Below are 19054 nucleotides of genomic sequence, written 5' to 3'. Positions count from 1 at the left end.
CAATGAGGGTGACACGAGGAGCGCAGCGTTGCCTTCCACACAGCGCAGTGCGGGCACGCGGGCCGTGCACTTCGTCGGCAGCTTTCCGGCCGAGAGCACGGACGAGGCGATGCGGGCGATGCTCGACGCCGCGGGGCCGCGGTTGCGGACATTACCCACCGGCGAGACGCGGCGCTACGAGTTCTACATCCAACCCATCATCGAGGATCTGGTGGCACAGGGCGTGCTGGAGGTGAAGAAACCCGGCGCATGGACCTCGAGCCGGGACCGGACGATTCATCGAGTAGCCCGCGGCACCGAACTGCGTGGCGACATGATGGAGCTCGGATATCTCGGCGAGGCCCGCGAGGCGCTGCCGCTGTTCCGACAGTTGCGCGCCGAGCGCGATCTCCCTGGGCTGTCGCTCCAGATCGGGATGCCCACCGATTTCACGTTGGCGTTCATCGCCATGGGCGCCTCCGGCCTGCGCGCGCACCGCCGGGCATTCACCGACGCCACCGTCCGCGACATCACCGCCATCCACGAGTTGGCCGGCAACGACGTCGTCGTGCAACTCGAGGCCACCGCCGAATTGGTGCTCATGGCCAAAACCCAACCGGTACACCGGCTGGTGGAGGCCGCGCTGGGATTGGGACGGGGGATCGCCGCATTGGCCGCGGCGGCGCCGGTGGGCACTCGCTTCGGCGTGCACCTGTGCCTCGGCAGCATGCGCAACAAGGCACGCGCAACCTTACGAGATGCTCGCCCGCTCGTATATCTGGCCAATTCGATTGCGCGGCAATGGCCGTCGGGTCGCATATTGGAATATGTGCACGGTCCGCTCGCCGCGGGTGACATACCACCGTCGGAGAAGCCAGAATTCTATGCGCCGCTCGCGGATCTGGCGCTCGGCGCCGACACCGAATTCTATGCGGGATTGGTGCACGACGGGCCGACCGAGGAACAGCAGGTGCGGACGCTGCACATGATCGAGGAGTCGCTCGGACGGCAGGTCGGCGCGGTCGCGAGCGCCTGCGGGCTGGGTCGTCGCCCGCGCGACGTGGCGGACGCGCTCATGGTGCGAGCCCATGCGCTGGCAACGGCGGAATAGCCCGGGTGCGGTCAGTCCTTCCGGGCCGTCGGCGTACGACAGATTCCGCCCAGGAGCACGAGCCCGGTGTGCGGCAGGTCGCCGCCGAGCCATTCCTGCAGGGGAACCACACCGGGACCGAGCATTTCGAACCCCTCGAAGAACGACGCAACCTCGGCCCTGGACCGATAGACCGGATGGGCGGTACTGCCACCGGTGTCCTTCACGGTCTGCTGGATGAATGCCGGATCGCTCTCGTCACCGCCGTGCGTGAAGGCGAGATAGCTGCCCGGCGCCATGACCTCGCGGAAGCGCGCGACGATCTCGGCCGGATGTTCCTCGTCCATCACGAAGTGCAGCAGGCCGACCATCAACACCGCGACCGGCCGGTCGAAGTCGATCAACCGGTCCGCTCGCAGCCGAGCGATGATGTCGTCGGGTTTGCGGGCGTCGGCGAGCATGGGTGTCACACCGGGGATTCCGGAGAGCATGGCGGTGGCGTGCACCTGCACGACCGGGTCGAAGTCGATGGACACCACCCGCGCCGACGAATCGACCTTCTGGGCCACCTCGTGCACGGCGGGTGAGGTCGGAATACCGGCGCCGAGATCGATGAACTGCCGCACGCCCGATTCGGCCGCGATCTGAACGGCTTTCAGCAGGAATTGGCGGCTGAACCAGGCCAAGGTGCGGGTGTCGGGCGCGACCGCGAGCATCGCGTGGACGGCCATCCGGTCTATCTCGTAGTTGTCCTTGCCGCCCAGCAAATAGTCGAACATCCGAGCCGAGTTGGGCTTGGACGCGTCGGCCCCCTCCGGTGCACCCCGGTTCTCCGACACCACACCTCCTCCCACATTCTCGACAATGGTAACAACTCCGCACCGCTGTCCTGTCGAAATGAACAACCTGGACGAGGAATTCGACAGATGTTGCGGCTCAATCGGTTTCGCGATTACAACCGTGCGGCGGCGGCGACCAGCATGTCACGCGATCGCTCCGGCGACTCGGCCTGCAGGGCGAGCTGTTCCATTACTTGCCGGTAGATGTCGATATCCACCCGGCGATCCAGATACAGCGCGCTTGCCAGCTGTTCCAGATACACGATGTCCGGCAGTTCCTGCTCGGCAAAGCGGAGAATGGTGAACGAACTGCCCGCCGCCGCATGGCCGCCGGCAAGGAACGGCAGCACCTGAATTGTCACGTTGGGCCGGTCCGACGTCTCGACCAGATGCTCGATCTGCGCGCGCAGCACGTCCCTGCCGCCGATCGGCCGATGCAGCAAGCTCTCGTCCAGCACTGCCCACAGCAGCGGTCCGCCCGAGATGTTCAGGATCTCCTGACGCCGCCTGCGCAGCTCCACGCGCCGCGCCGCCGCGGCCTGCCCGTGACCGAGCGCGACGACCGCGCGGGCGTACTCCTCGGTTTGTAGCAAGCCCGGAATCAGTTGGCTCTCATAGGTCCTGATCGATTTCGCGGCGCCCTCGAGACCGAGGTAGGTCTCGAACCAGGGCGGCAGCAGATCGCTGTAGCGATGCCACCACCCCGGTTGATTGGCCTTGCGGACCAGATCGAGCAGCATCTCGCGCTGATCCGGGTCGACGACGCCGTACAGCGTCAGCAGATCCTTGATGTCGCGTTCCTTGAAGCCGGTGCGCCCGAGCTCGAGCCGGCTGATCTTGGCGTGCGAGCCGCGGATGTGCTCACCCGCGGCCTCGCGCGTAATGCCGCATGCCTCGCGCAGCTTGCGGAGTTGCCCGCCGATGGCAATCCGCAACGCCGTCGGGCCACGCTCCACGACGTTCGACTCGATAGCGCTGGGCCGGACCGGTTCTGCGATCATGAGATCCCACTCCGATGTTCGAGGGTCACCCACGGTGTGCGGGTCCGCACTGCTGCGAATCGCACCGCGTTAACCCGTAATAATATCCCTCGAACTCGCCGACGCGAGAGCCGCTCAGTTCTTCGGGAACTTCAGCTTCGAGATATCGATTCCCTCGAGCCCCGGCGGCAGCTCGTTGAGTCCGGCAGGCATATCCGACAGGTCCGGGAACCCGCCGGGCATCGCGCCCGGCATGGCGGGCATCCCCGGGAAACCGCCGCGCATCTTCGGCGGCGTCGGTCCGCGACCGCCCTTCTTGCCCTTCTTCCCCTTCTTGTTCTTGCCGCCCCGGCCGCGCCCACCGGGCAGTCCCATCTGGCGGCCCATCATGGCCATCATCTTCTTGGCCTCGAAGAACCGGTCGACCAGCTGGTTGACCTCCGACACGCTCACGCCCGAACCGTTGGCGATGCGCAGGCGGCGAGAAGCGTTGATGATCTTCGGATTTTCGCGCTCGGCGGGAGTCATGCCGCGAATGATGGCCTGCACCCGATCCAACTGCTTGTCGTCGACCGCCGCCAGCGCGTCCTTCATCTGGCCGGCCCCGGGCAGCATGCCGAGCAGGTTCCCGATGGGCCCCATCTTGCGGATGGCGAGCATCTGCTCGAGGAAGTCCTCGAGGGTCAGCTCACCCGAGCCGATCTTGCGCGCGGCCTCCTCGGCCTGCTGCTGGTCGTAGACCTGTTCGGCCTGCTCGATCAGGGTGAGCAGATCGCCCATGCCGAGGATGCGGCTCGACATCCGGTCGGGATGGAAGACGTCGAAGTCCTCGAGCTTCTCACCGGTGGAGGCGAACAGAATCGGGACGCCGGTCACCTCGCGCACGCTCAGCGCCGCGCCACCGCGGGCGTCGCCGTCGAGCTTGGTGAGCACCACACCGGTGAAGCCGACACCGTCGCGGAACGCCTCGGCGGTGGTGACGGCGTCCTGACCGATCATGGCGTCGAGCACGAACAGCGTCTCGTCCGGCTGCACCGCATCGCGAATGCCCGCGGCCTGGCGCATCAGTTCCTCGTCGATACCGAGGCGACCCGCGGTGTCGACGATGACGACGTCGTACTGCTTCTGCCGCGCCTCCTCGACACCGGCCTTCGCGACATTGATCGGATCGGCCGCCGTCACACCCAGCGGGTTCTCGCCGCCGCCGACCGAGGTGCCCGGATGCGGCGCGAATACCGGCACCCCGGCGCGCTCGCCGACCACCTGCAGCTGCGTGACCGCCCCCGGGCGCTGCAGGTCACAGGCCACCAGCAGCGGCGTATGTCCTTGGCCCTTCAGCCATTTCGCGAGCTTCCCGGCCAGGGTGGTCTTACCCGCACCCTGCAGACCGGCGAGCATGACGACCGTGGGCGGGTTCTTCGCGAACTGCAGCCGGCGGGTCTCACCACCGAGGATGGTGATGAGCTCCTCGTTGACGATCTTGACGACCTGCTGCGCCGGATTCAGTGCCGCCGACACTTCGGCGCCCTTGGCACGCTCCTTGATTCGCGCGATGAACTGGCGCACCACCGGCAGTGCCACGTCGGCCTCGAGCAGGGCGAGCCGGATCTCGCGGGCGGTCGCGTCGATATCGGCCGGTGACAGACGCCCTTTGCCGCGCAGATCCTTCAGGGCACCGGTCAACCGGTCGGACAGGGATTCGAACACCGATCGCGCTCCTGGTTTCTCGAGGGGACGTCACTCGATATACCAGGGTACGGGCAACGGAGAGCCGTCCTCCCCGTACCCCGGCGCCCCTACTCCAGGCTGCGCCGCCGCGGCCTGGGTGCCTGGCGGATGTCGTGGTTCTCCGAGGCGACCATTCCGACCGCCTCGCGGGCGGTCAGTCCCAGCTCGAGGGCCATATTGTCCAGCATCGTCCACTCGGCCTCGGTCAGTTCCTCCTGGTCGGCGACGGTCGAGGCGATCGTCATCGCCGTCACGGCCTGCTGGCCGGTGAGCGTGCGGCCGGGAAGCCAGGACACCACCCAGCGATCGCCGCCGACGCAACGGGCGATGTGCTGGGTCATATCGCTGGTCATGATCGACGCGGACACGACTTCGATGGCCACCGACCCGCTCCCCTCACGTTCGACTAACGCGACCAGCACAGCGACAGCTCGGACGGGTCTGATATTAGAGTGATCCAGCTCACCTGCGACATAACTCGCGGCACTTGCGAAGCAACGATCTGGTTAACCAGCAATCGACCGGTTTGCCAGTTACCACCAGGCAGGGCTACCGATCAGTAAACGCCCTCGGACCTGGCTTCATTGTCCGTTTCGGCCGGTTTCTTCGGTTCGGGATGCGGAACCACCGTCAGCAGCGCGGCCTCGATGTCGGCCCGCCGCCGGGGCGTATCGGCGTCCCCGAAGTCCAGGCAGAACGAGTCGACGACCGCGGCGCCCATGGTGACGACCTTCGCCCACCGCACATCGGCGCCCGCCGCGGCCAACGCGGCCGCGAGCCTGCTCAGCAGTCCGACCCGATCCTCGGCCCGCAGCTCCAGCAGCACCTGCCCGGGCACGCTGGTATCGGTCCACTTGATGCGCGGCTCGGCCTGAGCATACGGGCTGGTTCGCGCCGCCGCCTCGCGTTCCCTCTTGGCCAGCACCGCGGCCACGTCCAGATCACCGTTGATCGCGCGGATCAACTCCTGACGCAGCAACCCGGCGTCGGGCGGATCACCGAATTTCGGTGTCACGACGAAACTGTCGATCGCCGACTCCCCCGCTCCCCCGAGCGAGGCCGACAGCACCCGCAGCGAGTGCAATGCCAGGACACCGGCCGCATCCGACAGCAGCCCCGGCGTATCGGGCGCGACGACGGTGACGACGTGGGTGTAGCGGCCCGCACCCACCCGCAGCTCCACGTGCACGCCGCCCGTCTTGGCCTTGTCCAGCAGTTCGGGCTCGATCGGATCCGGTTGCGGCAGTGGCTCACCGGCCATCGTCAGCCGGCACCGGCGCACCAGCTCGCCGATGAGCGAGGCCTTCCAGTCGCCCCACACGCCGGGCCCGGTGGCCAGCGAATCGGCCTCGGCCAGGGTGTGCAGCAGTTCCAGCAGCTGCGGATCGCCGTCGAGGGCCTGGACCACCATCCGCGCGGTCTCCGGATTCGACAGATCCCGGCGAGTCGCGGTGTCGGGCAACAGCAGATGGTGGCGGACGATCGCGCTGAGCGTGTGCACGTCCGACGGCCACAGCCCGATCCGGCGGCCGATATGGGTGGCCAGTTCCGCGCCGACGACGCTGTGATCCTCGGGACGTCCCTTGCCGATGTCGTGCAGCAGCGCACCCAGCAGCAGCAGGTCGGGCCGGGCCACGCGGGTGCTCAGCGCGCTCGCATAGGCAACGGTCTCCACCAGGTGGCGGTCGACGGTCCAGGTGTGCATCGGATCGCGCGGGGGCAGGTCGCGCACCGCGCCCCACTCGGGAAACAGCCTGCCCCACAGTCCCGTCCGGTCCAGTGCCTCCACCGCGTCGATGGTGCCGCGACCGGCGCCCAGCAGGACCAGCAGATCGTTGAGCGCCTCGCGCGGCCACGGCTCGCGCAGTTCGGGGGCGTCCTCGGACAGCCGGTTGAGCGTGGTCGCCGACATCGGCAGCCCGGTCTGCGCCGACGCCGCGGCGACCCGCAGGATCAGCCCGGGATCCTTCTGCGGGCGGGCATCGCGCGCCAGCACCACCTCGCCCGCGTGCTCGACCACCCCCTCATCCAGTGGTCGACGCACGGGCATGCGCCGCAACCGGGCCAGACCGCGCCGCGGGAGGGCGTTCGCGGCCGTCCGCAGGCCGACATCCACGGAGTAGCCGACCGTGCGGGCGGCGTCGCTGAGGGTGCGGGCCAGTTCGAACCGGTCGCCGATGCGCAGTGCGGCGCCGATCTCGTCGGCGTCCTGGGCCCGCAGCTGATCGCGGGCGCGCCCGGCCACGCGATGCTGCTCGGTGCGCACATCCAGCAGGCGCCGATGCGCCTGTTTCATGCCGCCGCCCGGCACCTCCGGACCGAGCCCCGGCATGGCATCGGTCAATTGGGCGATGGCCAGGGCGTCCAGCAGCTGGATATCGCGCAGGCCCCCGCGTCCGTTCTTCAGATCGGGTTCGGCACGATGCGCGATCTCCCCGCTGCGCTTCCACCGGGCCTGCGCCTGCTCGACCAATTCACCGAAGCGGGAACGGATTCCGGTGCGCCACTCGTGCCGCACGCCGCCGATCAGCAGATTGCTCAGCTCGGCATCGCCCACGATGTGGCGGGCCTCGAGCATGCCCAGCGCCGCGGTCAGGTCGCCCGCGGCCACTCGCAGCGCCTGCGGGACCGTCCGCACGCTGTGATCGAGCTTGATATGCGCGTCCCACAGCGGATACCAGAGCTTGTCGGCCACTTCGGCGACCCGTTCGGGATCGATGTCGTCGTGCAGCAGCACCAGATCCAGATCCGAATAGGGCAGCATCTCCCGGCGACCCAGGCCACCGACCGCGACCACCGCCAGACCGCTGTCACCGGTGATGCCGAGTTCGGCGCCCTTGGTGGTGAGCCACAGGTCGTACAGATCGACCAGCGCCTGCCGCAGTGATTGCGCGTCCAGCCTCGGATGGCGGGTATCGCCGCCCTCGAGCAGTTGGTCGCGCGCCCGCACCAGATCTCTTGCGCCACCCATCGATTCGTCTCTCGCCTGCTTGCCCACAACCCACCACCCATGAAATGCGGGCGGCCCCGCCCCGGCCGGAGTCCGGTGGGGCGGGGCCGCCGCTCGACTGTTCGCTGTTCCCTACAGAGCGTCGGCGCCGCGTTCTCCGGTGCGGACCCGGATCACCGAATCCACCGGGGTGACCCAGACCTTGCCGTCACCGATCTTGCCGGTGCGGGCGGCCTCGACGATCACCTCGACGACCTTCTCCACGGAGGCGTCGTCCACGACCACCTCGACACGGACCTTGGGTACGAAGTCCACCGAGTACTCGGCGCCGCGGTACACCTCGGTGTGGCCCTTCTGCCGGCCGTAACCCTGGACCTCGCTGACCGTCATGCCCAGCACACCCGCCTGCTCGAGACCGGTCTTGACGTCCTCGAGCGTGAACGGTTTGACGATTGCAGTGATGAGTTTCATTTTCGTCATGCCTCCTTGACGGCGGTACGTGCCGTGCCACCCACAGCAGCGAAATCGTATGCCGTTTCAGCATGCTCCGATTCGTCCATACCCTCGAACTCTTCTTCCTCCGAGGCACGCAGGCCGATGGTGAACTTGATGATGTAGGCGATGATCAGGGTGACGACGAACGAGAAGGCGAGCACGGTGAAGGCACCGATGGCCTGCTTGCCGAGCTGCTCGAAACCGCCGCCGTAGAACAGGCCCTTGCGGCCGGTCGCGATGCCCGCGTCGGTTTCGGGAGCCAGCAGCAGACCGACCAGTAGCGTACCGACCAAACCGCCGACCAGGTGCACACCGACCACGTCGAGCGAGTCGTCGAAGCCGAGCTTGAACTTCAGGCCGACCGCCAGCGCGCACAGCGCACCGGACACCGTGCCGATCGCCAGGGCCCCCAGCACGTTGACCGACGAGCAGGCCGGGGTGATGGCGACCAGGCCGGCCACGATGCCCGACGCGGCGCCCAGGCTGGTGGGCCGGCCGTCGCGGAACTTCTCCACCAGTAACCAGGCCAGCATGGCGGCGCAGGTGGCGAACGTGGTGGCGAGGAAGGTGGAACCGGCACGGCCGTTGGAGGTCAGGGCCGAACCGGCGTTGAAACCGAACCAGCCGAACCACAGCAGACCGGCACCGAGCATGACGAAGGGAAGGTTGTGCGGGCGCATCGGGGTGGTCGGCCAGCCCTTGCGCCGGCCCAGCACCAGACACAGCGCCAGGCCCGCGGCACCGGCGTTGATGTGCACCGCGGTACCGCCGGCGAAGTCGATGGCCTGCAGCTTGTTGGCGATCCAGCCACCGGCGTGCACGACGTTGCCCGCGGCGTCCTTGGCGTCGAAGTCGAACACCCAGTGCGCGACAGGGAAGTACACGACGGTCACCCAGATGGCCGCGAAACTCAGCCAGGCACTGAACTTGAGGCGGTCGGCGACCGCGCCCGAGATGAGGGCCACCGTGATGATGGCGAACATCAGCTGGAAGGCGACGAACACCGTCATCGGGATCGTGCCCGCCAGCGGGATGTCGGTCCCGGACACAGCGGCAGCGCCGGTGGCCGGGTCGGCGGGGACCGGTTTGGCGGCGTTGCTGCCGATCAGACCCTTCAGCCCGAAGAACTGCGTCGGGTCGCCGATCACGCCGAACTTATTGTCGCCGAAGGCTTCCGAGAAGCCGTAGATCGACCAGAGCACGCCGACGACGCCCATCGCACTGATGCTCATCATGATCATGTTGAGCACGTTCTTCGAGCGGACCATGCCGCCGTAGAAGAACGCCAGTCCCGGTGTCATCAGCAGGACGAGCGCCGAGCTCGCCAGCATCCATGCGGTATCGCCGGTGTCGGGAACACCGAGCAAGGGATACGCCACCTTGTTCCTCCTCATCTCGGGCTCGGCCAAACCGCGGCGACGAGCCTGCACAGAAGGTTCGCGATTCGGTGTTTCGTCCGTGCCGCTGTGATGTTTCACCTGCGTGAACGGATCGGGCACCGGTGTTGCGGCTGTGTTTCACCGCGCTCACAGGCGGTTTGTACTTCCCCGTGAAAGCGCTGCCGAGATGAGAAATCCCCTGCGTCAGCCGAGCAAGGCGTCGACGAAGGCGGCCGGCTCGAAGGGGGCGAGATCGTCGGAGCCCTCGCCCAAGCCGACCAGTTTGACCGGAACCCCGAGCTCGTGCTGAACCTGGAAGACGATGCCGCCCTTGGCCGTGCCGTCGAGCTTGGTCAGCACCACGCCGGTGATGTCGACGACCTCGGAGAAGACGCGGGCCTGGGTGAGACCGTTCTGCCCGACCGTCGCGTCGAGGACCAGCAGCACCTCGTCCACGGCCGCCTTCTTCTCGACCACCCGCTTCACTTTGCCCAGCTCGTCCATCAGGCCGGTCTTGGTGTGCAGGCGGCCCGCGGTGTCGATGAGCACGACGTCGACGCCGTTGGTGATGCCGGTGCTGACGGCGTCGAAGGCCACCGACGCCGGGTCGGCGCCCTCCCGGCCGCGCACGGTGTCCGCGCCGACCCGCTCACCCCAGGTCTGCAGCTGATCGGCGGCCGCGGCACGGAAGGTGTCGGCCGCGCCCAGCAGGACCCGGCGGCCGTCGGCGACCAGCACGCGGGCCAATTTGCCGGTGGTGGTGGTCTTTCCGGTGCCGTTGACGCCGACGACCAGCAGGATCGACGGGTGATCGTCGTGCGGCAGCGCCCGGATGGAACGGTCCATCTCGGGACGCAGGGCCTCGATCAGCACATCGCGCAGCACCTGGCGGGCCTGATCGGCGGTGCGGACGGTCCGGGCGGCCAGTTCCTCGCGCAACCGCTCCACGATCGTGGTGGTGCTCGCGGTCCCGAGGTCGGCCATCACCAGCGTGTCCTCGATCTCCTCCCAGGAGTCCTCGTCGAGGTCGCCGCCGCCGAGCAGACCCAGCAGGCTCTTGCCGACGGCGTTCTGGGAGCGGGCCAACCGGCCGCGCAGGCGGGTGAGGCGGCCGCTGGTGGGCTCGATCTCCTCGATCTGCGGTTCGGGGACCGAGGGTTCGGCGGGGGCTTCCGCGGGTTCGGCAGGCGCAGCGGGTGCGACTGCGGTATCGGTGGTCTCGGCCGGGGCTGCGGGAGCTTCGGTCGTCGCAGCCGTATCCGCAGGGGCGGGTGCCGTCGGCGCGGCGGGCGCGGTATCGGCCGGGGCCTGCTCGTCGGTCTCCGGTTCCGGCAGCCGGACATCGGTGATGGTGCGACGGGCCGAATCGCGCGGGATGGCGGCATCGTCGCCGACGTGCGGCTGACCCTCGTCGTCGGTCCGCTCGATCGGCACGGGCTCGGGGCGTTCCTGGGTCGGCGTCAGCGTCGCCGACCCGGCCCCGCCCTGACTGAAGCTGAATCCCCCGGCTGCCGTATACCCGCCCGACCGGTCGGTCAGCTCCTTGTCGGGAGCGGCCGGGGTCAGCGTCACCCGGCGGCGCCGGTACAGGACGAATCCGGCCACGAGCGCCACCACCAGCACGGCGGCGATCACGGCGATCAGAATCCAAGCTTGCGCAGTCACGCGCCCATCCTTTCAGAAGCCATAACCGTGCCTGGTCCCGGCCGAAAGCACGCCGGGAAACGAAGCGTGAGGACACGCCGGGAAACGAAGCGTGAGGGCGCTCCCCTTGGTTCCGGCACGCTCTCGGCCGGAATCCCTACCCCAGGCGGGCGAAGTTCTCGGCCTCGGACTGGTCGGGGGGTGTGGTGAGGAAGGCGTCGAGCATCTCGTCGGCGATCGTGGGCGAGGTCAGGCGCAGGCCGAATGCCAGGACGTTGGCGTCGTTCCATTTGCGGGCGCCTTCGGCCGTGGCCCGGTCGGTGCACAGCGCGGCCCGCACGCCCGCCACCTTGTTCGCGGCGATCGACACGCCCGTGCCGGTCCAGCAGCACACTACGCCGCGGTCCGCGTGTCCCGCGGCGACCGCCTCGCCGACACCGCGCCCGACCTCGGGCCAGGCGATGTCCTCGCCGACGATCACGACCTCATGCCCCCGATGCGTCAACCAGTCCTTGACGTGCCGGGTCAGATCGGTGGACTCGTCGGTTCCGAACGCAATCCGCATACCAACGAGGGTAGTTTTCCGATACGACATGCGCCGACCAGCCAGTTGCGAACGCGCCTGACCGGGGAGGGAGAAACCCTCTCACTACCGACCGGTCTGGTCGACCGAACACCACGGCGCGGAAGGCGCGGCGAATCCAACACAGAGACAATAGGATCGGCCACGTGACCGATCGAAATGTGCTTGGGGGACCGCTGGAGGAGTGTGGCACCGATCCTCTCACCGGCTTCTATCGGGACGGATGCTGCAGCACCGGCCCCGAAGACCTGGGCAGCCACACGGTGTGCACGGTGGTGACCCAGGAGTTCCTGGAGCACCAGAAGTCGATCGGCAACGATCTGATCACCCCGCGCCCGGAGAACAACTTTCCCGGACTGCAACCCGGGGACCGGTGGTGTGTGGTCGCCGTGCGCTGGCTGCACGCCCACGAGGACGGCGTCGCCGCACCGGTCGTGCTGGCCGCCACGCACGAGAACGCGCTCGAGGTCATCCCGATGGAGACGCTGCGCAAATACGCCGTCGACGTTCCCGACGACGTCAGCGACCTGCTGTGAACCGAGCCGCGGTCGGCGCCGGGGTACTGTCGATGAGGTGAGTTGGTGGCGTCGGCGCAGGCCGCGTGAACACAGCTACCCGGGGGTCGAGGTGGTGGACGAGCTGTTCGGCCCGTCCCGCAAGCACATTCACGAACGCAAGGAGTGGGTCGCGATCGCCAAGGTGGACGATCGCCTCTCCGGCGACGACCCGCTGGTGGACCTGAAATCCGGCACGGTCACCCTGTCCGCTCGCCCACCGGGCGATGCGCCGATCACGGATGCAGCCGCCGCAGATAGTCGTGATACAGAACGACGAAACCGTCCCGATCGAAGTCGATCCGAGCCTGGTAGTCACCCGTGCTGAAGCGCACGGTGCGGTCTCCGTTCGGCTGGTATCGCTGCCGGACGGGGGCCGCGGTGAGTGCGGGCACGGTGACGAAGCGCATGGTGTAGTCGCGCGGCGGCCCCGCGGTCGCGAGCAGACCGTCCCGCAGCACCGGCAGGGAGTTGAAGAACGCGCTGTGCTGCAGATCGAAGAAATCGGCCCCGTCCAGACCGTGGCGCACCGGCCCGTCACCGCCGTCGACGGTCAGCTCCGAACCATCGAGCCACCAACGTAATTCGTACACCATTCCGAGTTGGGTGCCGTGCGCGCGGTCCAGGCTGTCCACATGCACGATCTCCATGCGCGGCTCGTCGATTCCCTCCCAAACGAAAGTTTGCACGCGATGAGGGTAGCGATGTGAGGCCGTCGCGTATGGTTGTTTGGTCGCGTTCCCGCGGCGCCTTCCCAACCCAGCGACACCACGGGGTGGATGACGATGTCCGAGATCTCCGGGACACCACCGCTGCTCCCCGATTGGGCCAGCGACGATATCGACCCCAGCGTGCCGAGTATCGCTCGGATCTACGACTACGCCCTCGGCGGCTCCCACAATTTCAGCGTCGATCGGGAACTGGCGGAGCTGGGACGTAAACGGTGGCCGCACAGCCTGCGTTCGGCCTGGACCAACCGGGCGTTCCTGCGCCGCGCGGTCACCTACTGCGCCGAGCAGGGGGTGACACAGTTCCTCGATATCGGCTCCGGCATCCCCACGGCCGGGAATGTGCACGAGATCCTGGCCGATCTCGGGGTCGACGCCCGCGTCGTCTACACCGATATCGACCCGGTGGCGGTGGTCATGAGCCGCCGCATCCTCGCCGACGTCCCGTGGGCCACGGCGATCCGCGCCGACGCCCGCGACTTGGAGGCCATCGTCGCCGATCCTGCGGTGCGCGCGCAGCTGGACTTCGACAAGCCGGTAGCCGTGCTGCTGGTCGCGCTGCTGCACTACATCCCCGCCAGCGCCGAACCCCACGCCATGCTCGCCGCGCTGCGCGATCGGCTGGTTCCCGGCAGCATGCTGGTGATCTCCCATATGACCAGCGCGGGCTGGCCCGCACAGGAACTCGCCGACACGGTGGAGATGAGCAAACAGACGCCCACCCCGCTGATCATGCGCTCCCTGGACGAAATCACCGCCCTGTTCGACGGATTCGATCTGGTGGAACCGGGCCTGGTCCGAGTCCCGCAGTGGCGCCCGGACCCGGACGAGGACACCTCGGCCACCTACTTCGACACCGTCGGCGCCGTCGGCGTGAAGCCGGGCCCGCGCTAACTCGGTGCGCCCACCAGGTTTTCGCCGCGCAGGCGCTGGGAGATGACCTGGGTGATGCCGTCGCCGCGCATGCTCACGCCGTAGAGGGCGTCGGCGATCTCCATGGTCGGTTTCTGGTGGGTGATCACGATCAGCTGCGATTTCTCGCGCAGCTGCTCGAACAGGCCGATGAGCCGGCGCAGGTTGGTGTCGTCGAGCGCCGCCTCGACCTCGTCCATCACGTAGAACGGTGAGGGACGGGCGCGGAAGATGGCCACCAGCAACGCCACCGCGGTCAGCGACTTCTCGCCGCCGGACAGCAGCGATAGGCGCTTGACCTTCTTGCCCGGCGGGCGGGCCTCCACCTCGACACCGGTGCTGAGCATGTCGCCCGGTTCGGTGAGCAGCAGCCGCCCCTCACCGCCGGGGAACAGCTTGCCGAACACCTCGACGAATTCGCGTGCCACATCCTCATAGGCCTCGGTGAACACCTGCAGGATGCGCGCATCCACCTCGGCGACCACGTCCAGCAGGTCCTGGCGGGCCTTGCGGACGTCCTCGAGCTGAGTGGACAGGAAGGTGTAGCGCTCCTCGAGGGCCGCGAACTCCTCCAGCGCAAGGGGATTGACCTTGCCGAGGGTGGTCAGATCCTTCTCGGCCCGCTTGGCGCGCCGCTGCTGCGTAGCCCGGTCGTAGGGCATGGGCTGGGGCTCGCTGACCTGTTCGCCGCGCTCGCGGGCCTGCTCGTACTCCTGAATCTCCAACGCCGACGGCGGCATTGGCACATCAGGGCCGTATTCGGCGATCAGGTCGTCCAGGGCGATGCCGAACTGTTCGCTGATGTTCTGTTCCAGCTGTTCGATGCGCAGCGCCGCCTCGGCGCGGGCCACCTCGTCGCGGTGCACCGCATCGGTGAGCTGCGACAGCTGGGCGGTCAGGGCGCGCACCCGCTCCTTGGTCCGGTCGACCTGGGCGGCGCATTCGGTGCGGCGGCGCACCAATTCGTCGCGGCGGGCGGATGCCTCGGCCACCACGGTCTGCAGCTCGGCGGCAATGCGTTCGGCGGAGTCGGCGACCACGGCGGCGACCTCGGCGGCGCGGCGGCGCGCGGCCTGGGCCCGTTCGGCGCGGGCGCGGGCCTCGCGTTCGGCGCGGGCGGCGCGGCGCAGCGAATCGGCCTTGCCGCGAACGGATTCGGCGCGCTCCTCGGCGGTGCGGACGGCCAGCCGCGCCTCCACCTCCATGGAGCGGGCCTCGGCGAGGGCGGCGGCCGCCTCCTCGCGCTCCTGTCCGGCCGTTTCGGTCCCGGCATCGGCATCCGAATCCAGGTCGGACTGTTCGGATTCCACGTGCCGCAGCCGATCCTCGAGTTCGGCGAGCTTCTCCAGATTCTCGTCGCGCGCGGTCTCGGCGTCGGCGCGCTGGGCCAATAGTCGCTCACATTCGGCGTGTGCGGTCCGGGCGGTGTCGCCGAGGCGGCCGAGCCGGTCGTAGATGGCCACCAACGCCTGATCGGATTCGTGCAGGGCCAGCAGCGCCTGGTCGACGGCCTCCTTCCGATCGGTCTGCTCGGCCAGCGCCCCCGCCAGCGCCGCCTCGAGTTCCTCGGCCTGCCGCTGCCACGACTCCAATTCGGCCTGGGCGGCGTCGATATCGGCCTGAATCTCGAGCTTGCTGGGCGCCCGATCCGAGCCGCCGAGCAGCCAACCGGTACCGGTGAGATCACCATCGCGAGTGACGAGGCGCAGATCCGGTTGTGCCGCAAGAACGTCCGCCGCCGCCGCGAGATCCTCGACGACCGCGGTCCGCAGGGTCAGCGCATCGATGGCGACCCGCATATTCGCCGGGCAATCCACGACATCGGCAAGCCATCGCGCCCCGCTGGGCAACTCAGGACGTGCCGCCGTATCCCCCGACCCCGCTCCCCCGGCATTGCCGAAGACCAGTGCGGCGCGTCCGCCGTCGGCCTCCTTGATTGCGCGCATGGCCGCCCGAGCGGACGAATCCGATTCGGCGGCAATGGCATCGGCGAGCGGGCCCAGAGCTGCCGCGACGGCGGCCTCGTAGCCGGGGTGCACACGCAGCAGGGCAGACAGCGGGCCGAGCAGGCCCTCGCCATGGTGTTCCATCAGCCAGGCGCCGCCGTCCTTGCGGGACAGGCCCATCGTCAGGGCCTCGATGCGGGCGGTGAGCGAGGCGACCTTCTTGCTGGCCTCGCGGTCCTTCTCGCGGAGTTCGGCCACCCGCTGATCGGCCAGTTCCAGGGCCTGCGCGGCGTGCTCGTAGGCGGCGTCGAGACTTTCCTCGCCCGCGTCGAGGTCGCTGAGTTCGTTTTGCACGGATTCGAATTCGGCCTCGGCGGCGGCGCCTCGCTGCCGCGCCTCGGACAGGGCCGTCGACAGCCGGGCGATCTCGGTCTCCGCGGACTGGGCGCGGGTGCGCAGATTGTCCACCTGGCCCGACAGCCGGGCCAGGCCCTCGCGGCGGTCGGCGATGGCCCGCACCGCCGCCAGATGCGCCTGCTCGGCGGCCTTGGCGGCCTGTTCGCGTTCGTGGAGCTGTTCGCGCGCGGCCTCCAGGGTGGCGGTGGCGACCTCGACCGCCTCCAGCAGTTCGGCCTCCTCGGCCTCCACGCGGGCGGCCTCGGCCTCGAGCTGGTCCGGATCGCGCCCGGTGCCGGTGGGCTGTTCGATGGTCAGGTTGCGGGCGCGGTCGCGGGCGATGCGGATGGTGGCATTGACCCGCTCCACCAGCGCCGACAGCTGAAACCAGGTCTGGGCGGCGGCCTCGGCCGACGGGGTGAGCCGCGAGAGCTGGAATTCCTGTTGCGCCAGCGCCGCATTGGCGGCGTCGAGTTCGGCCTGGACGTTGATGTGCTGTTCGCGGGCGAAGGCTTCCTTGCTCTGCTGGCTCTCCAGGTCGCGGCGGCGGCTCACCAGGTCGTCGGCGGCCAAGCGTAGCCGGGCGTCGCGCAGTTCGGCCTGCACCGTCGCCGCGCGCCGGGCCACCTCGGCCTGGCGGCCGAGCGGTTTGAGCTGGCGGCGTAGCTCGGTGGTGAGGTCGGTCAGGCGGGCCAGATTGGCCTGCATGGCCTCCAGCTTGCGGACCGCCTTCTCCTTGCGCTTGCGGTGTTTGAGCACGCCGGCGGCCTCCTCGATGAAGGCGCGGCGGTCCTCGGGGCGCGATTCCAGAATCGCCGACAGCTGCCCCTGGCCGACGATGACGTGCATCTCCCGGCCGATGCCGGAATCGGACAGCAACTCCTGCACATCCATCAGACGGCAGGAGTTGCCGTTGATCTCGTATTCACCGGCGCCGTCGCGGAACATGCGGCGGGTGATCGACACCTCGGAGTAGTCGATGGGCAGGGCACCGTCGGAGTTGTCGATGGTCAGCGTCACCTCGGCACGCCCGAGCGGCGCGCGGCCCGCGGTCCCGGCGAAGATGACGTCCTGCATCTTGCCGCCCCGCAGCGCCTTCGCGCCCTGCTCACCCATCACCCAGGTCAGCGCGTCGACGACGTTCGACTTGCCCGAGCCGTTCGGCCCCACCACGCAGGTGATGCCCGGCTCGAAGCGCAGCGTCGTCGCGGACGCGAAGGATTTGAACCCCTTCAGCGTCAGACTCTTCAGGTGCACAGCAGGCCAATCTACCGCTAACTTCGCCGTCGGCCGGTACCCGGGCCGCGCGATTCAGTTGCCCTTCGCGCGGGTCACGGCGTAGATCGTGATCGCGACCGCCGAGCCGACGACGGCCGCGACCGCTGATACACCGAAGATAGGCGACAGCGCGGCCGACGGCGACGCCGCCCCACCCCCGACGGCGCCCACTCCCAGCACGCCGACGCCGAATCCGAGCTGCCGCATCGTGCTGGTCAGCCCGGCCGCCACGCCGCTGCGCGCGGGGTCCGACAGGGCGATAGCCGCTTGGGCGACATCGGGATTCATATATCCCGCGGCGAGCCCCATGACGGCCATGCCCGCCACCAGCCCCGCCGACGACCCGGAGACCGCCGCCACGACTGCGCCGAGGCTCAATCCGGCGAATCCGACGCCGATACTTGCCCGGTAGTCCGCTCGGAGCCGTGTCATCGGGACGAATGCCGCCAGCACCAGCCCGGCGGTCAGGGGCAGCACCCAGAACGCCGCATGCACGGGATCGGCGCCGACCCGGGTGCCGAGCCGATCCGGAACGATGATGAGCAGGCACCAGAAGGCTATCGAGAACAGAACCGGGACGATCGTCACGCACACCAGCGCCGCACTGTCGAAATACGACCGGTCCAGAATGTGCTGCGGGCTGGAGGTCCGGCCCAGCAGGCCCGCCGCGCACACGGCTCCGACGGCAGCGGCCCCGGCGGTCAGGGCCCAGGCTCGGCTGTCGACGGCCGATACCGCGGTGAAGACGGCCGCTCCCATCCCGACGGTCATGAACTGGCCGAACAGGTCTGGCGACCCGCCGTCGCGCCGAGGGCTACTCGCGGCCAGACGGTGCACGACGAGACCGCAGGCAACGAGCACCGGCACGTTGACGAGAAAGATCCACCGCCACCCGACGTAGTCGGTCGCCAGACCGCCGATGATCGGCCCCGCGGCGAAGCTCGCCCCCATGATCGCGCCCCAGATGCGAAACGCCCTGCGCTGCGACTCGCCTCGGAAGTTCTCCGCCAACAGGGCCATCCCCGCCGAATTGAGGGCCGCGGCCGCCACCCCTTGAGCCAGCCGGGCCACGACCAGCACGGGAAGGGTCGGCGCCAGGCCGCACAGTGCCGAGGTCGCCGCGAAAACGCCGATCCCCCAGGTGAATACGCGCTTTCGACCGAAACGATCCGCGATGTGCCCGGCGGACAACATGAAGGCGCCGAAGGTGAGGGTATAGCCCACGACGACGGCGGTGGCACTCCACGACGACTGCGGCAATCCGCCGCGGATGGCGGGCAGCGCGACTCCGACGACGGTGGTGTCGATCCCGATCGTGAAGGTGGTCAGGCCGATCGCCCACAGCAGCGCATGCTCGGCGATACGCCACTGCCGTTCTCCGGTTGCGGTGATCGTCGTCCCAGGATTGGTCACATGCACCTCCTCGAGTGTCGGCGACGGCTCGTCGAGGTGCCGAGCCTAGGTACTGCCCGAAGGCCGCAGCCAGCGAATTTGGGTGGGCTCGACATCGACCCGAATCACACTGGCGCAGAATGCGATCAGCCCGGCTGCCGTGGCAGTCCGGGCTGATCTC

15 protein-coding genes are annotated in these 19054 nt (G+C 68.6%); 3 read left to right on the top strand and 12 right to left on the bottom strand.

Features of this window, described 5'->3' with window-relative positions; all coding sequences use genetic code 11:
- Positions 1–28: 28 nt before the first annotated feature.
- Positions 29–1090 (top strand): hypothetical protein, encoded by a 1062-nt coding sequence (locus IU452_RS12490; protein WP_228817496.1) that lies wholly within the window; start codon positions 29–31, stop codon positions 1088–1090.
- 11 nt (positions 1091–1101) lie between these two features.
- Here IU452_RS12490 and IU452_RS12485 read toward each other — a convergent pair whose 3' ends face one another.
- From IU452_RS12485 to IU452_RS12445, 9 genes are all read right to left on the bottom strand, one after another.
- Positions 1102–1908 carry an SAM-dependent methyltransferase gene (locus IU452_RS12485; protein WP_195109173.1) on the bottom strand — a complete coding sequence of 269 codons (807 nt, stop codon included), beginning with the start codon at positions 1906–1908 and terminating at the stop codon, positions 1102–1104.
- 113 nt (positions 1909–2021) lie between these two features.
- A complete protein-coding gene (locus IU452_RS12480) occupies positions 2022–2909 on the bottom strand; it encodes a helix-turn-helix domain-containing protein (RefSeq protein ID WP_195109172.1) in 888 nt (295 codons plus the stop codon).
- Positions 2910–3023: 114 nt separating this feature from the next.
- Positions 3024–4595 carry a signal recognition particle protein gene (ffh, locus tag IU452_RS12475; RefSeq protein ID WP_195109171.1) on the bottom strand — a complete coding sequence of 524 codons (1572 nt, stop codon included), beginning with the start codon at positions 4593–4595 and terminating at the stop codon, positions 3024–3026.
- An 89-nt stretch (positions 4596–4684) separates the two neighbouring features.
- Positions 4685–4999 carry a hypothetical protein gene (locus IU452_RS12470; RefSeq protein WP_324192576.1) on the bottom strand — a complete coding sequence of 105 codons (315 nt, stop codon included), beginning with the start codon at positions 4997–4999 and terminating at the stop codon, positions 4685–4687.
- Positions 5000–5172: 173 nt separating this feature from the next.
- Positions 5173–7587: a [protein-PII] uridylyltransferase gene (locus IU452_RS12465; protein ID WP_195109170.1), complete on the bottom strand. Its 2415-nt coding sequence runs from the start codon at positions 7585–7587 to the stop codon at positions 5173–5175.
- Positions 7588–7698: 111 nt separating this feature from the next.
- A complete protein-coding gene (locus IU452_RS12460) occupies positions 7699–8037 on the bottom strand; it encodes a P-II family nitrogen regulator (protein ID WP_195109600.1) in 339 nt (112 codons plus the stop codon).
- Positions 8038–8042: 5 nt separating this feature from the next.
- Entirely contained in the window at positions 8043–9455 is a 1413-nt protein-coding gene (locus IU452_RS12455) for an ammonium transporter (protein ID WP_195109169.1), read from the bottom strand.
- A gap of 189 nt (positions 9456–9644) precedes the next feature.
- Positions 9645–11105 (bottom strand): signal recognition particle-docking protein FtsY, encoded by a 1461-nt coding sequence (gene ftsY / locus IU452_RS12450; protein ID WP_195109168.1) that lies wholly within the window; start codon positions 11103–11105, stop codon positions 9645–9647.
- A 136-nt stretch (positions 11106–11241) separates the two neighbouring features.
- The gene (locus IU452_RS12445) at positions 11242–11649 is read right to left on the bottom strand and encodes an RpiB/LacA/LacB family sugar-phosphate isomerase (RefSeq protein ID WP_195109167.1); all 408 of its coding nucleotides are present in this window, start codon (positions 11647–11649) and stop codon (positions 11242–11244) included.
- Between the two features lie 164 nt (positions 11650–11813).
- On the opposite strand from IU452_RS12445, the gene IU452_RS12440 reads away from it, so the two are divergent.
- Positions 11814–12203: a DUF2237 family protein gene (locus IU452_RS12440; protein ID WP_067998201.1), complete on the top strand. Its 390-nt coding sequence runs from the start codon at positions 11814–11816 to the stop codon at positions 12201–12203.
- Between the two features lie 254 nt (positions 12204–12457).
- On the opposite strand, the gene IU452_RS12435 is transcribed toward IU452_RS12440, so the two are convergent.
- Entirely contained in the window at positions 12458–12910 is a 453-nt protein-coding gene (locus IU452_RS12435; RefSeq protein ID WP_195109166.1) for a putative glycolipid-binding domain-containing protein, read from the bottom strand.
- Between the two features lie 96 nt (positions 12911–13006).
- On the opposite strand from IU452_RS12435, the gene IU452_RS12430 reads away from it, so the two are divergent.
- Positions 13007–13843: an SAM-dependent methyltransferase gene (locus IU452_RS12430; protein ID WP_195109165.1), complete on the top strand. Its 837-nt coding sequence runs from the start codon at positions 13007–13009 to the stop codon at positions 13841–13843.
- Here IU452_RS12430 and smc read toward each other — a convergent pair.
- Positions 13840–17460, bottom strand: a complete 3621-nt coding sequence (gene smc, locus IU452_RS12425; protein ID WP_195109164.1) for a chromosome segregation protein SMC — start codon at positions 17458–17460, stop codon at positions 13840–13842. The genes IU452_RS12430 and smc overlap by 4 nt on opposite strands.
- A gap of 54 nt (positions 17461–17514) precedes the next feature.
- Positions 17515–18894, bottom strand: a complete 1380-nt coding sequence (locus tag IU452_RS12420) for an MFS transporter (RefSeq protein ID WP_195109163.1) — start codon at positions 18892–18894, stop codon at positions 17515–17517.
- Between the last annotated feature and the right edge of the window lie 160 nt (positions 18895–19054).

The sequence above is a fragment of the Nocardia transvalensis genome (assembly GCF_015477765.1).
GTDB lineage: Bacteria > Actinomycetota > Actinomycetes > Mycobacteriales > Mycobacteriaceae > Nocardia > Nocardia transvalensis_A.
Note: the sequence above shows the minus strand (reverse complement) of the source record. Positions and strands in the feature narration are given on the sequence as shown.

What these genes read in the sequence shown, in the direction of transcription:
- IU452_RS12480 (WP_195109172.1), bottom strand. Translation starts at nt 2,909, where the DNA reads ATGATCGCAGAACCGGTCCGGCCCAGCGCTATCGAGTCGAACGTCGTG.
- IU452_RS12465 (WP_195109170.1), bottom strand. Translation starts at nt 7,587, where the DNA reads ATGGGTGGCGCAAGAGATCTGGTGCGGGCGCGCGACCAACTGCTCGAG.
- IU452_RS12460 (WP_195109600.1), bottom strand. Translation starts at nt 8,037, where the DNA reads ATGAAACTCATCACTGCAATCGTCAAACCGTTCACGCTCGAGGACGTC.
- IU452_RS12455 (WP_195109169.1), bottom strand. Translation starts at nt 9,455, where the DNA reads ATGAGGAGGAACAAGGTGGCGTATCCCTTGCTCGGTGTTCCCGACACC.
- IU452_RS12445 (WP_195109167.1), bottom strand. Translation starts at nt 11,649, where the DNA reads ATGCGGATTGCGTTCGGAACCGACGAGTCCACCGATCTGACCCGGCAC.
- IU452_RS12430 (WP_195109165.1), top strand. Translation starts at nt 13,007, where the DNA reads ATGTCCGAGATCTCCGGGACACCACCGCTGCTCCCCGATTGGGCCAGC.